Annotated in this window: 15 protein-coding genes; 9 read left to right on the forward strand and 6 right to left on the reverse strand. The window is 71.2% G+C overall.

Features of this window, described 5'->3' with window-relative positions; genetic code table 11:
* Nucleotides 1–209: 209 nt before the first annotated feature.
* The 4 genes from ACFWZ5_RS27465 (at nucleotide 210) to ACFWZ5_RS27480 (ending at nucleotide 6435) form a co-directional block, all read left to right on the forward strand.
* A complete protein-coding gene (locus ACFWZ5_RS27465; protein ID WP_384791880.1) occupies nucleotides 210–1649 on the forward strand; it encodes a UbiD family decarboxylase in 1440 nt (479 codons plus the stop codon).
* 100 nt (nucleotides 1650–1749) lie between these two features.
* Nucleotides 1750–2397 (forward strand): UbiX family flavin prenyltransferase, encoded by a 648-nt coding sequence (locus ACFWZ5_RS27470; protein WP_384791883.1) that lies wholly within the window; start codon nucleotides 1750–1752, stop codon nucleotides 2395–2397.
* A 502-nt stretch (nucleotides 2398–2899) separates the two neighbouring features.
* Entirely contained in the window at nucleotides 2900–6145 is a 3246-nt protein-coding gene (locus tag ACFWZ5_RS27475; protein WP_384791905.1) for an RHS repeat-associated core domain-containing protein, read from the forward strand.
* A 98-nt stretch (nucleotides 6146–6243) separates the two neighbouring features.
* Nucleotides 6244–6435, forward strand: coding sequence for a hypothetical protein (locus ACFWZ5_RS27480; RefSeq protein ID WP_384791886.1), 192 nt, complete (start codon nucleotides 6244–6246; stop codon nucleotides 6433–6435).
* Nucleotides 6436–7267: 832 nt separating this feature from the next.
* Here the strand turns inward: ACFWZ5_RS27480 and ACFWZ5_RS27485 are convergent.
* On the reverse strand, nucleotides 7268–8233 hold the full coding sequence (locus ACFWZ5_RS27485) for a pirin family protein (RefSeq protein ID WP_384791889.1): 966 nt from the start codon (nucleotides 8231–8233) through the stop codon (nucleotides 7268–7270).
* A gap of 137 nt (nucleotides 8234–8370) precedes the next feature.
* On the opposite strand from ACFWZ5_RS27485, the gene ACFWZ5_RS27490 reads away from it, so the two are divergent.
* Entirely contained in the window at nucleotides 8371–8727 is a 357-nt protein-coding gene (locus ACFWZ5_RS27490) for a tetratricopeptide repeat protein (protein ID WP_384791892.1), read from the forward strand.
* Nucleotides 8728–8959: 232 nt separating this feature from the next.
* Here ACFWZ5_RS27490 and ACFWZ5_RS27495 read toward each other — a convergent pair whose 3' ends face one another.
* Together ACFWZ5_RS27495 and ACFWZ5_RS27500 are read right to left on the reverse strand one after the other, a co-directional pair.
* Nucleotides 8960–10384: an ATP-binding protein gene (locus ACFWZ5_RS27495; RefSeq protein ID WP_384791895.1), complete on the reverse strand. Its 1425-nt coding sequence runs from the start codon at nucleotides 10382–10384 to the stop codon at nucleotides 8960–8962.
* Nucleotides 10385–11086 carry a response regulator transcription factor gene (locus ACFWZ5_RS27500; RefSeq protein WP_384791899.1) on the reverse strand — a complete coding sequence of 234 codons (702 nt, stop codon included), beginning with the start codon at nucleotides 11084–11086 and terminating at the stop codon, nucleotides 10385–10387. It abuts the gene before it with no gap.
* Nucleotides 11087–11551: 465 nt separating this feature from the next.
* On the opposite strand from ACFWZ5_RS27500, the gene ACFWZ5_RS27505 reads away from it, so the two are divergent.
* Nucleotides 11552–12955, forward strand: coding sequence for a glycosyltransferase family 4 protein (locus tag ACFWZ5_RS27505; protein WP_384891369.1), 1404 nt, complete (start codon nucleotides 11552–11554; stop codon nucleotides 12953–12955).
* A 163-nt stretch (nucleotides 12956–13118) separates the two neighbouring features.
* Nucleotides 13119–14045, forward strand: coding sequence for a glycosyl hydrolase family 18 protein (locus ACFWZ5_RS27510; RefSeq protein WP_384803420.1), 927 nt, complete (start codon nucleotides 13119–13121; stop codon nucleotides 14043–14045).
* A 24-nt stretch (nucleotides 14046–14069) separates the two neighbouring features.
* Here the strand turns inward: ACFWZ5_RS27510 and crcB (ACFWZ5_RS27515) are convergent, their stop codons facing one another.
* Together crcB (ACFWZ5_RS27515) and crcB (ACFWZ5_RS27520) are read right to left on the reverse strand one after the other, a co-directional pair.
* Nucleotides 14070–14444 carry a fluoride efflux transporter CrcB gene (gene crcB, locus ACFWZ5_RS27515; protein ID WP_384803449.1) on the reverse strand — a complete coding sequence of 125 codons (375 nt, stop codon included), beginning with the start codon at nucleotides 14442–14444 and terminating at the stop codon, nucleotides 14070–14072.
* On the reverse strand, nucleotides 14441–14941 hold the full coding sequence (crcB, locus tag ACFWZ5_RS27520) for a fluoride efflux transporter CrcB (RefSeq protein ID WP_384803423.1): 501 nt from the start codon (nucleotides 14939–14941) through the stop codon (nucleotides 14441–14443). Before crcB (ACFWZ5_RS27520) ends, crcB (ACFWZ5_RS27515) begins: the two co-directional genes overlap by 4 nt.
* A gap of 252 nt (nucleotides 14942–15193) precedes the next feature.
* On the opposite strand from crcB (ACFWZ5_RS27520), the gene ACFWZ5_RS27525 reads away from it, so the two are divergent.
* Nucleotides 15194–16123, forward strand: coding sequence for an aminoglycoside phosphotransferase family protein (locus tag ACFWZ5_RS27525; protein ID WP_384803452.1), 930 nt, complete (start codon nucleotides 15194–15196; stop codon nucleotides 16121–16123).
* Nucleotides 16124–16144: 21 nt separating this feature from the next.
* Here the strand turns inward: ACFWZ5_RS27525 and ACFWZ5_RS27530 are convergent, their stop codons facing one another.
* Nucleotides 16145–16468, reverse strand: a complete 324-nt coding sequence (locus tag ACFWZ5_RS27530) for a plasmid stabilization protein (RefSeq protein WP_384803426.1) — start codon at nucleotides 16466–16468, stop codon at nucleotides 16145–16147.
* 140 nt (nucleotides 16469–16608) lie between these two features.
* Between ACFWZ5_RS27530 and ACFWZ5_RS27535 the strand changes: the two genes are divergently transcribed.
* On the forward strand, nucleotides 16609–16838 hold a 230-nt coding region (locus ACFWZ5_RS27535), incomplete at its 3' end, for a WhiB family transcriptional regulator (protein ID WP_384891363.1).

The following is a 16838-nucleotide window of genomic DNA, read 5'->3' on the forward strand; positions in this document are numbered from 1 at the left end:
TCCGGCATACGCGTCCGGACTCGTTGCCCCTCCTCCCGGCCGGTCCGGATCCTGACGACGCAGGCCCGTGCGGTGGCCGGCCCCGTGAAGCCGCCCCTGAGGGCGACTGCTGCAGGCGCGGTCGCCGCCCTCAGGGACGAGAAGTACGGGAAAGAGAAAGAAGAGGAGGACGGGAGGCACGGACGTACTGCCCGGCTCCCCGACGACACATGAACGCGTTCCGCGACCTTCGGCACTACATCGACCACATGACGGAGACGCTCGGGAAGGACGAGGTCCTGCAGATCGACGGCGCGGACCGGGACCGGGACATCGGCGGTATCACCGAACTGATGGCGGAGAAGGAAGGTCCCGCCCTGATGTTCGACAACATCCCCGGCTTCCCGGCGGGGCACCGCGTGTTCACCAACTTCATGGGAACCGCCGCCCGGACCGCGGTCGCTCTCGGGCTGCCGCGCGACACCTCGAAGCTCGACATCGTGCGGGCCTGGAAGGACCTGAGCAGGCGGCTCGAACCGGTCCCGCCGGTGGAGGTCGCCACGGGTCCGGTCCTGGAGAACGTCCTGGTGGGCGACGACGTGGATCTCGGCGTCTTCCCCACTCCGCGGTGGCACGACGGAGACGGCGGCCGCTACATCGGCACTGCCTGCATGGTCATCACCCGTGACCCCGACAGCGGCTGGGTCAACGTCGGCACCTACCGGGCCTGCGTCCAGGGCCCGGACCGGCTCTCGCTGTGGATGCTCGGCAACCGGCACGCCAGGGCGATCGCCGAGAAGTACTGGGAGCGCGGCCGGACCTGCCCGATCGCGGTGGTGGTGGGCCAGGACCCGATCCTGTCGACCGCCGCGGCGATCGCCGCACCGTCCGGGATGTCGGAGTACGACCTCGCCGGCGGACTCCGCGGTCAGGGCGTCGAGGTCCTGTACGCACCGGGCAGCGACCTTCCGGTCCCGGCGTACGCGGAGATCGTGATCGAGGGCGAACTGCCGCCCGTCGAGGAGGAGTCCGTGCTCGAGGGGCCCTTCGGTGAGTGGACCGGCTACTACACGCACTCGGGCCAGGAGACCGTGGTCCGGGTCAACCGGATCATGCACCGGAACGACCCGATCATCCTGGGGGCACCGCCGATGCTCCCGACCGTCCCGGCAGGTGACCAGGCCGTCCCGCTGTACTCGGCATCAGTGACGTGGGATCACCTGGAGGCCTCCGGCGTCCAGAACATCAAGGGCGTGTGGGCGTACGCCCGCCAGCTGATGATGGTCGTCTCCATCGAGCAGACCGGCGCGGGCGACGCCATGCACGCGCTGCTCGCGGCGGCCGGGCGCAAGCGCACCGGTGGCATGGAGCGGTACTTCGTCGTGGTCGACGAGGACATCGACATCACCGACGTCAACCACGTCCTGTGGGCGTTGTTCACCCGCGTCGACCCGGCCGAGTCCATCCAAGTGCTGCGCGCGCCCACCACCGCCATCGACCCGCGGTTGTCGCCCGGCAAGCGCGCCGCCGGCGATCTGTCGATGGGCATCGTACTGATCGACGCGTGCAAGCCGTTCGCGTGGAAGGACCAGTACCCGGCGGCCAACCGCGTCGACGAGGCGACCCGCGACGAGCTGCGCAAGCGCTGGGCAGGGCTCCTGTCGCTGTAGCCCGGCACCAAGGGGAGGGGGCAGCCCGCTACCCCCTCCCCCGCAAGTCCGCCCCTGCCCCGCAAGCCCGCCCCCTCTCCCGCCCCGACTGGAGCCCGCCGTGACAACCGCTTCCCCAACCCGCCTCATCGTCGGAGTCACCGGTGCCACCGGGGCCCCGCTCGCCGTTCGCCTACTGGAAATCCTGCGGGAGGTGCCGCAGGTGGAGACCCATCTCGTGCTGAGCACCTGGGCCCGCTCCACCATCGAGGTGGAGACGCCCTACAGCAGCAGGCACTGCGCCGAACTCGCCGATGTGACGCACAAGTTCGGCGATCTGGGTGCCACGATCTCCTCCGGCTCCTTTCCGGTCGCGGGCATGGTCATCGTCCCGTGCAGCATGAAGACGCTGGCGGCGGTGCGGCACGGCCTGGCCGACAACCTCATCACCCGCGCGGCCGATGTCACGCTCAAGGAACGCCGCCCGTTGGTCCTCGTGCCCAGGGAGACACCGCTCAGCGAGATCCATCTGGAGAACATGCTGGCCCTCTCACGCATGGGAGTCCGCATCGTCCCCCCGATGCCGGCCTTCTACGACATCCCGAACGGCATCAGTGACCTCGTGGACCACATCGTCATGCGGATCCTCGACCAGTTCGATCTCCCCGTGGGCACCGCGGACATCGCGGAGCGGTGGCAGGGCCTGGTCCATACGCGCAGCCACGGCCCCATGTCGACAACGGCCCGGCTCCAGCAGCACAGCCCATGACCCCACCCGGGGCACGGCGCCCGGGAGCGAAGCGCCACGCGGTACAACCCTGACAACGACCGTCTCGCTGGGATCGCAAAGTACGGCGCTGGCTTCAGGCCAGTCCTGGGCGGAGTGTCGTGGCTGAGGACGTCCCATCTCAAGCGTTCTGCGTGGCACTTCCCCTGGCAGATTCGCCGTTCTGTGGTGCAAATCGAGGCTGGAAAGCGAGGTAGCCGATGGGAACGTGCGTGCGAATTTGCTGAGAGTGGGGTTACGGTGCGTGCGCCCAGTGGCCGTGAGGGCTGCTGGGTTTGCCTTCCTGAGGAGGAGACGCATGTCTTCACGTACCACAGGAACACCGCACAGACGCAGACGGCGCGCAGCGCGCCACACCATGCTCGTGGCCTCGGTCGCCACCGCGCTCGTGGCCACAGCAGTGCCGCTGGCCGTGGCCCAGAGCGAGCCGGGCGGGACGGACGCGCCGTCCTCGGCCTGGGGCCGGGGTGGTGAGAGAGCGAAGATGCCGCCAGTGAAGGTCGGCACGACGAAGGCACCGGAATCGGTGCACGAGAAGACGTCCGACAAGCTGGCCCGGTGGCGGGAAGCTCAGGAGCAGCGAGCGCGCGGAGGCGCGGACGCACCGCGGCGCGGCGCGGAGGCGGCGGCTGCTCTGGAAGCCGTGGTGCCCAAGGGGCAAGGGCAGGTGCCCTGGCACCGGATCTCCGACGTCCGGGTCACGGACTCACTCGTGGCGCGCGTCAACTACTCGACGGGCAACCTGATGCTCGCAGCGACCGACTTCCAGGTCGCCGGAGTCGGCAAGCCGCTGCAGCTGACACGAACGTACAACTCCCTTGACGCGCCCTGGGGAAAGGTCTCGCGGCGCTGGTGGCAGAACTATGAGCGCTACCTGCAGGTCGAATCGGACAAGGTGGTGCTGTACGACGCCACCGGCGGCTCCGTCTCGTTCGCGAAGAAGACGGACGGCACCTACTCCACTCCCGAGGGCTACCGTCTGGATCTGAAGAGGTCGTCCAACGGCGAGTACACGATCACCGAGCGCGGCTCGGGCATGAAGGACACCTACAGCGCCTCCGGCACCCTGGTGAAGGTGACCGACCGCAACGGTGGCCACATCCTGGTCGACCAGCACGACGAGGGCAGCGAGCACAAGGGCTTCAAGCTCACCGACAACCGCTCGGGCCGCTGGGTGGACCTGGTCAAGACCGACGCCTCGCAGTGGCAGGCCAAGGACAACACGGGCCGTACCGTGGTCCACGACCTCAACGCGGCCGGGGACCTGGCCAAGGTCACCGACACCGAGGGCAAGGCCACCCAGTTCGGCTACGACTCCGACCGCCGCCTGACGAAGATCACCACCCCGGAGGGGCGGGTGACGGTCTTCACCTACGACGCGAAGAACCGCGTCACTTCAATGAAGCGGGCCACCCACTTCGACGGGTCCGGTGAGAGCGGTCCGACCTACACCTACGCCTACTCGGCCGACGCCCCGAACAAGGCCGGCAGCACCACAGTGACCGACCCGGCCGGGAACACCACGAAGTACGAGCACCAGGCGGACGGCGAGGTCACCAAGGTCACCGACGCGCTCGGCAAGTCCCGCGAGCGCACCTACGACGCCAACCGCAACGTGCAGACCGCCACGGACGCGATGGGCGTGGGCGGCACCCCGGGCAACGTCACCGCGTACGGCTGGGACGCCCGCTCCAACCCCACCTCCGCGAAGCTGCCCACCGGTGCCACGTCCTCGCTCAGCGGCTACAAGACCATCGGCGGGACCGATGTTCCCGGCAAGATCACATCCGCCGACGGGGTCGAGGTGACCTACGGCTACGACGATGCGGGCAACACCACCAAGGAGACCGTCGCCGGAGCGGAGGGCGGCACCCGCACCTTCGCCTACAACCCCAAGGACCCCACCTGCGGCGGCTTCGAGGGCCAGCGCTGCGAGGTCAAGGACGCCAACGGCAAGGCCACCAAGGCCACTTACGACGCCAAGGGCAACGTCGTCAAGGTGACCCCGCCCTCACCGATGGGCGCCACCTCCTACACCTACGACGAGGCCGGGCGCATCCACACCGCCACTGACGGCCGCGGGACGAAGGTGACCTTCACCTACGACCACCGCGACCGCGTCAAGAAGGTGAGCGGCCCGACCGGCTGGGCGGAGTACTCCTGGGACGGCGACGGCAACCTCAAGCAGCGCTCGGACGCCACCGGCATCACCAGGTACGACTTCGACCCGCTCTCCCGCGAGACGATCCGCACCCTCCAGGACGGCTCCCAGACCGTCCTCACCTACTACGCCGAGGGCAACGTCGAGACGTACACGGACCCGTCGGGCACGGCGAAGTACACGTACGACAAGGTCAACCGCCTTGAGACGCTGACCGACGCGCAGGGCAAGAAGACCGGATACGAGTACAACGCCAACGACGCGCGCACCAAAACCAGTTACCCCGGCGGCACCATCGAAACCATCACCCGTGACAAGGCGAACCGTCCCGAACGCGTCAAGGCGACCTCAGCCGAGGGCACTCTCGTCGACCTCGCCTACGACTACGCGTACACCAGCGGCGGAACCACCAAGGACGGCGTACGCATCCGCGCCGAGACGGACACCGTCGCCGGGCTCAAGCGTGCCTACACCTACAACTCCGCGGGCCGCCTGACCTTCACCAGGGAAACCAAGGGCTCAACGGTCAACGACAGCTGGCTGTACTGCTACGACAAGGCCGGCAACCTCACCTCCCAGGGCACGGCCGCGGGCTGCCCCGGCGGCACGACCTACACCTACAACGACGCCTCCCAGCTCACCGGCAAGAACGGTGACACCAGCGGCTGGTCGTACGACAAAGCGGGTAACGAGACTGCCGCCGCCCCGACCCCGGAGACGGCACGCGCCGACGGCCAGTGGAACGACTTCTCCCAACTCACCTCCCTCACCCAGGGCGGCCAGGAGTTCAAGGCGCGCTACGCCTCCACCGACCAGTCCGAGCGCACCCAGTTCGGCGACACCGCGTTCCACAACGGCCCCGTCGGACTCTCCGCGAAGACCACGGGCGGAGTGGACATGAACTTCACCCGGGAGCCGAGCGGAAACCTCAACTCCTTCCGCACCGAAGGCCCGTTGAGGACGGAGAGCACGTACTACTACCTCACCGACGCCATCGGCACCACCAGAGCCGTCGTCGACGACCGGGGCAAGAAGGTCAACACCTACGACTACAGCCCGCGCGGCGTCACCCGCACCATGACCGAGAAGGTGCCCCAGCCCTACCGATTCGTCGGCGGCTATCAGGACCAGACAGGCCTGTACCACAGCGAGGCCCGGTACATGGACCCGCGCGTCGGGCGCTTCACCCAGCCCGACCCGGCGGGGCTCGAAACCAATCCCTACCTGTACGCCTCCGGGGACCCCACCAACATCATCGACCCCAACGGCCTGTGGGGCATCGGCGGACTGATCGACGCGGTCGGTGGCGGAGTGGACGCGCTCGGATGGGTCGGCGACGGCGTCAGCGCCTTCACCAAACTGGCCTCAGGGGACGCGGTCGGCATGTGGGGTGATGTCGCAGGCTTCCTCGGCGGCGGACTCTTCTTCGCCGGGTGCGAAGGCGTCATGCTCGCAGGCACCATCCCCACCGGCGGGGTGTCGACCGTAGGCGGCCAGACCGTCTGCTTCGCCGGATCTTGGGGGGCAGGCGAGGCATCGTCCAGTACCGTTGAATGGCTCTTCGGCTAGCACATTCCTTGCTGGGGTGGAACCGAGGAACGGTTCCACCCCAGCGTGTCTGTCCGTCGCATGGAAGGTGAATGAATATGGGCCGCCTTGGATGGACGATGGAGCAGCAAGCAGGTGTCCGTCATTTCACTAAACTCACCCACGTCTTCGCCCTGCTGCTCACCCTGCTCTTCGCGATCCTGACCTTGTTCACGGGACGACACCGGGGATGGATAGCCGTCGCAGCCGTCATCCTCATCTGGGGATGCTTCACCCTCTACATGAGGCGTGCGAAGAAGGGGCAGCCATAGTCGGGGTGCTTGTCGTACGGGACGCCTCACTCGCCGATGCGAGCAATCCGGGTGCGGCCCGACGAACTTCCCCTCTGAAGGTGCCCGCCTGGCGCGGCCCGAAGAGTGGCGAACTCGGCACACATGCTCAGCACAGTGAGGGCGAGGCCGCCATCGGCATGCTGGAATGCGCTACGGATGCCGAGCAGGGCGTAGAGACTGGCGCTGTCCCACTAGGTGGCGGCAGAGAGGTGCACGAGGTGCCGCGTGCGGGCACCCGGCCGGCGAACCGGCAGGCTCCCGAGCACGTCGCGATCCCCGCGTGTGCGGGGGTGGTCCCCAGCTCTCCAACGCCTCGCTGGACGGCGGCGCGGGGTAGTCCCAGGTCCCCCAGGAAGCGGGGACCGCTGTTCGACACCCCCAACGGGCAAGCAAATGGGCCAAGGAACCATCGGCACCCAAGCGCTGGGCACCACCCGGTGCGGCTCCCACGGCCTCCGAGTCAGCACCCCTTCCCGACGGGCTCAAGGATCGCGACGCATTCGACATGATGGGGCATCGGGAACAGGTCGAGCAGAGCCCAGACGATCTGTTCGTGACGACCTCGCTTTTCGAAACCGTCACGGAAGTCAACAGCGTTCAGTCGACGCCAGGCTGGACCAGACGAGGGGTGCCCGTAGGTCAGCGCCGAACCAGCAGCAGGCGAAGAGTCTTCCGGGATGCACCGCAACCCGCAGAGGGCCTGCTGGGCCACTCCCGCTCCAGCCGGGTGTGTCGAGCCACTACAACTCGACACGTCCGCCTGCGGGCAGCACCCTCCGTCCCGAGTCCCCTCCAGCCGCATTCCCGCAGCTCAGCGCACGCGCCCCCGCGGCTTCAACGGCACCCCAGGCAGCTCCGGGGCAGGCAGCGGCCCCCCGTCGTACCCCTTCACCTCACCGAACCGCGCCCCCGTCATCCAGTCGGCCCTGGCCTGCTCGATGTCGTCCTGCGTCCGCCCGATGAAGTTCCACCACATGATCAGCTCCTCCTCGAACGGCTCGCCGCCCAGGAGCATCAGGCTTGCGTCGGACTCCGCGCGCAAGGGGAGGTCGGTGCGGCCGCAGCCCAGGTAGAGCATGGAGCCGGGGAGTACCGGGACGCCGTCGACGTGGGCCTCGCCCGCCATGGACAGGACGGCGTACTCGAAGTCGGGTTCGAGGGGGAGGCGCAGGTCCGCGCCGTGGGTGAGGGTCAGGTCCGCGCCGACGATCGGGCTGTACGTCGTGCCGGGCGAGGTGGCGCCGTCGACCGAGCCCAGGAGGAGCTTGGCGCTCAGGCCGGGGGCGGTGACGACCGGCAGGTCGGCGTGGTGCTCGAAGCGCGGCTCCGTGTGCCGGTGGGCGTCGGGCAGCGCGACCCACAGCTGCGCGCCGTGCAGGAAGCGGGCGTGGGACTTCGGGCTCTCCTCGGAGTGCGAGATGGCCCGGCCCGATGTCATCAGGCCGAGCTCACGGGGCCTGATCGTCTGGAGGCTGCCGGTGCTGTCGCGGTGCAGCACCTCGCCCTCATGCAGCCAGCTCACCGTCTGCAGGCCCATGTGCGGGTGCGGCGGCACCTGCATGCCGGGCTCGTCGGCGATGTCGTCCGGTCCGTAGTGATCGACGAAGCACCAGGCGCCGACCATCCGGCGGCCCAGGTTCGGAAGGAGCCGCCGTACCTCGGTCGCCTCGCCGAGCCGCACGCGTCGAGGGCTGAGGAGTTCCCGCACCGGTTCCGCGACGACGAACCCGCGGCCGCCGCACAGCGCAGGCACCGCCTCACGATCAAGATTGCTCATGTCGCACAACCTAGCCCCGTCGGGCACCGCCCGTCAGCCTCCATCAGGGCGCCGCCCGGAGCGCCGCCCCGGCAGGGGAAGCCAGTAGTGGAATATTCAACATCTTGGGGCCGTTGTGGGCGGGTGAGGAGGCAGCAGTGGACTTCACCTACTACGACCACGGAACCGCGGCCGAGCGCTGGGAGCGCGCGCGGCGGTTCTTCGACGCCAAGGAGTACGCGACGGCGGCGCGCATTCTCGCCCCGCTCGCCGACGAGGTGCCCGAGCAGGTCGCCCCGCGCCTGCTGCTCGCGCGCGCCTACTACCACTCGGCCCAACTGCGGCGCGCCGAGGCCGAGTTGCGGACCGTCCTGGAGCTCGACCCGGTGGAGCAGTACGCCCGGCTCATGCTGGGCCGCACCCTGGAGCGGCAGGGCAGGGACGCCGACGCCGTACCCCATCTGCGGATGGCGGCGGCCCTCGCGGGCGACTTCGCGGGCACCTTCGCGGTGTAGCCGCACCGGCACGCGGCGCAGTCCCGCCGACTCGCGACGAGGGCGCATCCGTCCGCGACAGAGGCCCGGCCGGCCCCCGTCCCGCTCGTCGGCTCTCGTTGCTCGTCCCCGTTCCCGCGCTGGCGGGCGTACGCCGTCACCGGCATGCGCCCGCCAGCGCACGCGAAAGCCCCATCACGGCCGCGCGCAGGCACACCGCGCCCCACCGCGCGTACACCGCGCCCCACCGCGGTCAGCGTGGAGCGCGCGGCGTCATCGTGGGCTTCGCGGCCCCGACCGTGAAGCCCACCACCGCCCCGCCCCCGGGGCGCCCGTGTGCGAAGACTCTGCCGCCGTGGGCCGTCGCCACGTCCTGGACGATCGACAGGCCGAGGCCCGAGCCGGGCAGGCTGCGCGCGGCGGCGGCGCGGTAGAAGCGGTCGAAGACGCGGTCCAGGTCGGCGGGTGCGACGCCGGGGCCGCGGTCGCTGACCCAGACGCGGGTGCCGTGGACGGAGAGCTCGATGGGCGCGGTGCCGTCGCGGTCGAACTTGGCCGCGTTCTCCAGGAGGTTGGTGATGGCCCGCTGCACGGCGGCGGGCCTGATCTCCGTCACCTCGTGGTCCCCCACGTGCACGGTGATCGTGCGGCCCGTGCGGCGGCGGGCCGCCGCGGCGGCCTCCTCGGCGAGGTCGGCGAGGTCGGCCTCGACGGGCGGTTCGTCGTGGGCCCGTCCGGCCGCGATGGACACCAGTTCGTTGACGAGGTCGGTGAGTTCGCGGGACTCGTCGGCCAGGTCGGCCACCAGTTCCGTTCGTGCGGTGGGCGGCAGCTGCTCGATGCGGTCGAGGAGCGCGATGTTCGTCCGCAGCGAGGTGAGCGGCGTCCGCAGTTCGTGCCCGGCGTCCTGGACGAGCCGCCGCTGGTCGTCCTCGGCGCGGGCGAGGCGGCCCAGCATGCGGTCGAAGGAGCGGCCGAGCCGCCCCACCTCGTCGCGGCCCGTGACCGGCACCTCCCGGTCGAGGCGCCCGGTCGCGGCGACGTCCTCGGCGGCCCAGGTGAGCCGCATCAGGCGCCGGGTGATGCGGCGGGCCAGCCACGAGCCGCACAGCGCCGCCACGATGACCACCAGCGAGGCCAGCAGGACCGTGCGCCGCTGGAGGCGGTGAAGCAGGTCTTCGGCGTCGCTGAACCGCTGCGCGACCTGGACCGCGCCCTCGCCGCCGCCGAGCGACACCGTGGCCATGCGGTAGTCCTCCTCGCCGCTCTCGAAGTTGCGGCGCACCGTCTCCCCCTCCCGTCCCACGGTCGCGAGTGCCCGCTCCGCGTCGGACACCGGCCGCCTCGGCCAGCCGCGGGTGACGATGCTGCCGTCGCCGCCGAGCACCTGCGCGTTCATGCGCGAGGGCCAGTACACATGGGTGCGCAGTCCGTCCGGGCTGAAGTCGGCGGCGAGGGCGATGTAGCCCGTGAGGTCGAGGTCGCTCTTCAGGACCTGGTCGCGCAGCCCCTTGACGGCCTCGTCGAACTGCGTCTGCTGGTCCTCGCGGACCAGGCGCGCCGCCGAGTCGTAGCTGAGGAAGCCGATCAGGAGCGTCACGGCCACCGTGACGACGGCGAACGAGGCGGCGAACTTCGTGCGCAGGCTGCCGCTGGGGCGCGAGTCCCACGCGAACACTCAGACCTCCCTCAGGACGTAGCCGACGCCCCGAACGGTGTGGATCAGCGGCGCCGAGCCGGGGGTGTCGATCTTGCGGCGCAGATAGCCGACGTACACGGCGAGGTTCTTCGAGCTCGGGCCGAAGTCGTAGCCCCAGATGCGGTCGTAGATGGTGGCGTGGTCGAGGACGATGCCCGCGTTGCGGGCGAGGAGCGCGAGCAGGTCGAACTCCGTGCGGGTGAGGTCGACTTCCCGGGTGCCGCGCCAGGCGCGCCGCGCCATCGGGTCGATGCGCAGGTCGGCCACGCCGACGAGGCCGGCGGGCTCGTCGCCGGCGCCCCCGCCCGTCGCCCCGCCGACGCCGCCGTCGACGCGGCGCAGCAGCGCCCGCAGCCGTGCGAAGACCTCCTCGACCTCGAACGGCTTGGCCACGTAGTCGTCGGCGCCCGCGTCGAGTCCGGCGATGCGGTCGGCGGTCTCCACCCGGGCGGTGAGCATCAGGATGGGCGTCCGGTCTCCCTGGGCGCGCAGGACGCGGCACACCTGGAGGCCGTCGATGCCCGGCATCATCACGTCGAGGACGAGGAGGTCCGGCGGGTCGGCGTGCGCGGCCGCGAGCGCCTGGACGCCGTCACACACGGCGGTGACGTGATAGCCCTCCAGAGTGAGGGCGCGGTCAAGGGCGTTGCGGATCGCCCGGTCGTCCTCGGCGAGGAGCACGGAGTGCGGCCGGGCCCCCGGGGCCTGCGGCTGCGGACCGGGAATACGAGGCCGGGCATCGGGAACGCGCGGCTGCGCGCCCGGAGTACGAGGCCGGGTATCGGGAATCTGCGGCTGCGCGCCCGGAGTCCGCGGCCGGGCATCGGGAATCTGCGGCTGCGCACCGGGAGTCCGCGGCCGAGCATCGGTAATACGCGGCGGGGTGCCAGGAGTCCGCGGCGGCGTGCCGGGAGTCGGCGTGTTGCGTGACGGCTCGGGGTGAGGCATCCGGCTAGTCTGCCAACCGCCTCTTTTCCGCCGACGCCGGGCCGCGTTCTTACCTTCCTTTCACCTTGGCTGGAATCCCGGCTTACCCATGGGCGGGAAAGTGGCCTTTCGTTTTCCGTCGCGGTCCGCGCCGCGCGTACTGACCCACGCGTGCGCGGGCCGAGCTCCGCTCAGGGGGAAAGCTCCGCAATGAAGGCCCTGAAGGTCGTGTTCCTGCTCCACAACGTCTACGGTGTGGGCGGCACCATCCGCACCACTCTCAACCTCGCGTCCGCGCTCGCCGAACGGCACGACGTCACGATCGTCTCGCTGATGCGCCACCGCGAGGAGCCGCGCTTCGCCGTCGACCCGCGCGTCACCCTGGTCCCCCTGGTGGACGAGCGCACGGGCAGCACGGACACCGCGGACCCGCTGTACGCGGAGCCCGCCAAGGCGTTCCCGTCGGCGGAGGCGCGCCACCGCCAGTACACGCGCCTGCACGACGCGCGCGCCGAGTCCTATCTGCGCCGCTGCGACGCCGACGTGATCATCGGTACGCGGCCCGGCATCAACGTCTACCTCGCCCGGTTCGGCCCCCGCCGGGCGCTGCGCATCGCCCAGGAGCACCTGCGCCACGACGCGCACAACAAGCGCCTGCGCGCCCAGCTCGCCCGCCACTACCGCACGCTCGACGCCGTCGTGACCACCACGGAGGCCGACGCGGCCGTCTACCGCAGGAAGATGGCGCTGCCGGGCGTACGTGTCCTCGCCGTGCCGAACATGGTGCCGCCGCCGGACGTCGCGCCGTCCGACGGCACCGCGAAGGTCGTCGCCGCGGCCGGGCGGCTCGTGCCCGGCAAGCGCTTCGACCTGCTCGTACGGGCCTTCGCCACGGTCGCGGCGCAGCACCCCGACTGGCTCCTGCGGATCTACGGCGGCGGCTCGAAGAAGCAGGAGCTCCAGGATCTGATCGACCGTCTGGAGCTCGGCGGGAACGTGGAGCTGATGGGGGTGCACTCACCGATCGAGCCGGAGTTCGCGAAGGCGTCGATCGCCGCGTCGGCGTCCGACGCCGAGTCGTTCGGCATGACGCTGGTCGAGGCGATGCGCTGCGGCGTGCCGGTGGTCAGCACCGACTGCCCGCTCGGCCCCGCCGAGATCATCCGCGACGGGCACGACGGCAGGCTGGTGCCGACCGGCGACGCGGACGCGCTCGCCAAGGCCCTCGTCGAGCTGATCGAGGACGAGCCGCTGAGGCGCGCGATGGGCACCGCCGCCCTGGAGGGCGCCCACCGGTACGACCCCGCGCCGATCGCCGCCCGCCACGAGGCCCTCTTCGCCGACCTCGACTCCACGCGCCGCAAGCGTGCCGCGCAGCGCAGGCGCGCCCGGCTCCGCGCGTGGGCCCGCAGGCGGGTGCCGGGGATGCTGCGAGTTCTGCGGCGGCTCCGGGGCAACAACTCCGGGAACGGGAGCGGGACTTCGGGCGGATCGGCGGGGGTGGTGGCCGCCTCGTCCGCCGCCACCAGGACCACGCCCGACAGCGCGACGGTGCCGCCGGCGGCACCCGCCACGGCCGCCGCGACGCCGGTGACCTGCTGCTCCACGGCATCGGCGAAATGACTCCCGCCCGGGCGCCGCACCCCGTCGGCACCCGGGCGGGTCCCCGGCGTGCGGCGCCAACTAAAGCGTATTAGTTGTCTCCGCGCTCTAGCCCCGCCTCTCCTCCGTGGACAGAATTGCCGCGGATTCGACCGGCAATTCTGCCCACGGAGGAGAGTTCCGCATGAAAAGACGCACCGTCCTTCTCGGCGCGCTCGCGCTGTCGGTGACGACGGGCGCCACCGCGGCGGCCGCGGAGCCCGCCGCGGCGAACAGGCGCGTCGTCGTCTACTACCAGACGCAGTACGCGAACGGCGCCTACGTCTCGCCGCTCGGCCTCACCGACAACAACACCGGCGTGACGGATGTCATCGTCGCCGCGGTGCACCTCAACGACATCAACGGCCCGTACAAGCCGGTGCACTTGAACGACGATCCGCCCGGCGCCGCCAAGTTCGACCCGATGTGGCGCGACCTCAAGGCGATGCAGGGCCGGGGCGTGCACATGCTCGCGATGGTGGGCGGCGCGGCGCCGGGCAGCTTCACGCGGCTCGACACCGAGTTCGACACGTACTACCCGCTGCTGCGGGACTTCCTGCGGCAGTACGGCTTCGACGGCGTCGACCTGGACGTCGAGGAGCGGATGTCGCTCGCGGGCATCGAGCGCGTCATCGACGCCCTGCGCCGCGACTTCGGCGCGGGCTTCCTCATCACGCTCGCGCCCGTGGGCAGCGCGCTCAGCGGGGGCGGCAACCTCTCCGGCCTCGACTACGAGCGGCTCTACCGCGACCGGGGCGGCGACATCGCCTGGTTCAACGCCCAGTTCTACAACGGCTGGGGCAGCATGGCGTCGACGTCGAGCTACGACGCGGTCGTGCGCCGCGGCCTCATCCCCGCGTCGAAGGTGGTCGCGGGCACGCTCACCGACCCGTCCAACGGCGGCAGCGGCTATGTCGACGTCACCCGCCTGAAGTCCACCGTACGGAGCCTGGTCGCCAAGTATCCGCAGATGGGCGGCGTCATGGGCTGGGAGTACTTCAACTCGCAGCCGGGCGGCGCGGCGGCGCCGTGGCGGTGGGCGGCGGAGGTGAAGTCGGCGCTGGCGGGCTGAGCGCGCACGCGGCCGGGCGCGGCGTCACGCCCACAGGGCCTCGGCGGCGGCGACCCCCGCGAAGGCCGCGCCGAGGCCGACGGCCACGCTCACGACGGCGTTGGCCGCGGCGGAGAACCGCGCGCCGTTCTCGGCCAGGCGCAGCGTCTCGTACGAGAACGTCGAGTACGTGGTCAACGCCCCGCACAGCCCCGTGCCGAGGAACAGCTGCGTGTCCGAGGACACGGCGCCCGCGGTGACGGCGCCGGTGACCAGGCCGAGCACGAGACACCCCACGACGTTCACGGTGAACGTCCCCCACGGGAAGACGGTGTCGTGTCTGGCCTGCACCGCGCGGTCCGTGAGATAGCGCAGCGGGGCGCCGACCATCGCGCCGGCCACGACGAAGAGCCAGTTCACCGGGGAGCCTGCCGCCATGCCACCGCGCGCCGGGTCGCGAGCGCCGCGCACCACACCGCCGCGAGGGCCGTGAACAGGGTGAGCGCCAGATAGGCGAGGCCGGTGCGGGCCCGGCCGTCCGCCACCAGGCGCTGCACGTCCACCGCGTACGTGGAGAACGTGGTGAACCCGCCGAGCACACCGGTGCCGAAGAACGGCCGCACCAGGCGGTGCGCCGCCCAGGCGTCGGTGATCACCACCATGAACACGCCGATCACGGCGCATCCGACCGCGTTCACGCCGAGGGTCGTCCACGGGAAGGCGCCGGGCGCGGTGGGCCACAGGAGCCCAGCGCCGTAGCGGGCGGCGGCCCCGAGCCCGCCGCCGACGGCGACCACGGCGACGACGGTCGCCTGCTCGCGGCGGGGCGTGCCGCGCCCGGCGGGCAGGACCAGGTCGATGTCGGGGTCGATGGGTTCGTCCGCCGCACTGGAGTGCCGTTCCGCGTTTCTGGACATCCGGGACATGCTCTCCCACTCGGCGCGCGGCGACACGCGAAGATCACCGTTCTCCTCAGGCTAGCCCGGCCCCCTGGAGCCGGGCGAATCGGGCCCCGAAAACCGCGTGGACAGCGGGGCCCCGCACACGGTGGGATGAGCGTCCGCCCGCCCGACGATCACGGAAGGGGCGGCACCCGCACACGGAACGGGCAGCCCCCGTACGAGGAGATCCCTGTGTCAACACCTGGGCCCGCCACGGCACCTGAGGACGTGGATCCGGCCGACGACGCGTTCGAGCCGGTCATCGACACGGCGCTGGTGCGACGGCTGCTCGCCGCGCAGTTCCCGCAGTGGGCGCACCTCCCCCTCGCGCCGGTCCCGCGCTCGGGCATGGACAACGCGACGTTCCGCCTCGGCGACGACCTGGCGCTGCGGCTGCCCCGGTACGCCCGCTGGGTCGGCCAGGTCGAGCGGGAGCAGCGCTGGCTGCCGTGGCTCGCGCCGCGGCTCCCGCTGGCCGTGTCGCAGCCGATCGCCGAGGGCGCCCCGGGCGAGGGCTATCCGTTCCCGTGGTCGGTCTGCCGCTGGCTCGACGGCGAGCCCGCGACGACGGACTCCCTCGCGGACCCGGACCGCGCCGCCGTCGAACTCGCCGGGTTCGTCAGGGCGCTGCAGCGGATCGACGCGACGGACGGGCCGCCGCCGCAGTGGAGCAACGCCTTCCGCGGCGCGCCGGTCGGCGCCGAGGTCGACGCGCTCGCCGCCGACTCCACCGTACGTACGAAGATCGCGAAGCTGACGGGCGTCTTCGACACGGTCGACACGGACCGGGTCACGGCCGTGTGGGAGGAGGCCCTTGCCGCCCCCGCGTGGGACCGCCCGCCGGTCTGGCTGCACGGCGACCTCGCGACCGGCAACCTGCTGGCCGTGGACGGCGAGCTGAGCGCGGTCATCGACTTCGGGACCCTTGCCGTCGGCGACCCCGCGTGCGATCTGATCCCGGCGTGGATGTTCCTGCCCGCGACGGCCCGCGACACGTTCCGTGCGGCGGTCGGCGTGGACGACGCCACGTGGGCCCGCGGCCGCGGCATCGCGCTCGCCGGGTCGCTGCCCGTGCCGGACGACCCGTTCTTCCAGCAGGACCCGGCGCGGGTGACGACGGCCCTCAGGCACCTGGAGGGGATCATCGCGGGCGGCTGACGCCCCGCGCCCGGAGTGGCCTCAGCGGCCGACGGCCCGGGCGAGCTGGGCCTTGTTCATCGACGAACGGCCCTTCACGCCCTTCTTCTTGGCCTCCTCGTACAGCTGGTCGCGGGTCGGACCCTGCGCCCCGCTGTGCGAGCGCAGGCCGCCCCTGCGGCCGGACGAGATGTCCTGCTTCGACGTGCGGGACGCCGTCTTGGACTCGCCGCTGCGCGCCCGCTCCTTGTTGACCGTGCGGGCCGCGATCTCCTTGGCCCGCTTCGGCGACTCGCCGCGCCGCTCGGCGCTCTCCTTGATGTGCTCGTACTGCCGCTCGCGCTTGGCGCTCGATCCACGAGGCATGACGGGGTCCTCTCGTCGCTGGTCGTCCGTCGGGGGGGGGGAACCGGAGGCCGGCCCCGGACCACGACCACCACGTGTAACCCTTCGACGGCGGGGCCAAACACCGTTTGGCCCCGCCCGGCCCGGGCACCCGGCGCCGCATGGAGTGGGTACCACTGCGACAGGACTGGATCCGTCGGGCCGCGTGTGCCGATGAGGATCCTGAGCTGTTCTTCCCGGTCGGCGCCACGGGTCCGGCCGAGCGCGATCAGGAGGAGGCCAAACGGGTGTGCCGGCGCTGCCCGGTGGCCCGCCAGTGCCTGGCGTACGCGCTCAGGTCCGGGCAGACCTCCGGCGTCTGGGGCGGCAAGGGCGAGAACGAGCTGGCGGC

Origin of the sequence: Streptomyces sp. NPDC059003, from assembly GCF_042740445.1 — a bacterium.
Classification (GTDB): Bacteria; Actinomycetota; Actinomycetes; order Streptomycetales; family Streptomycetaceae; genus Streptomyces.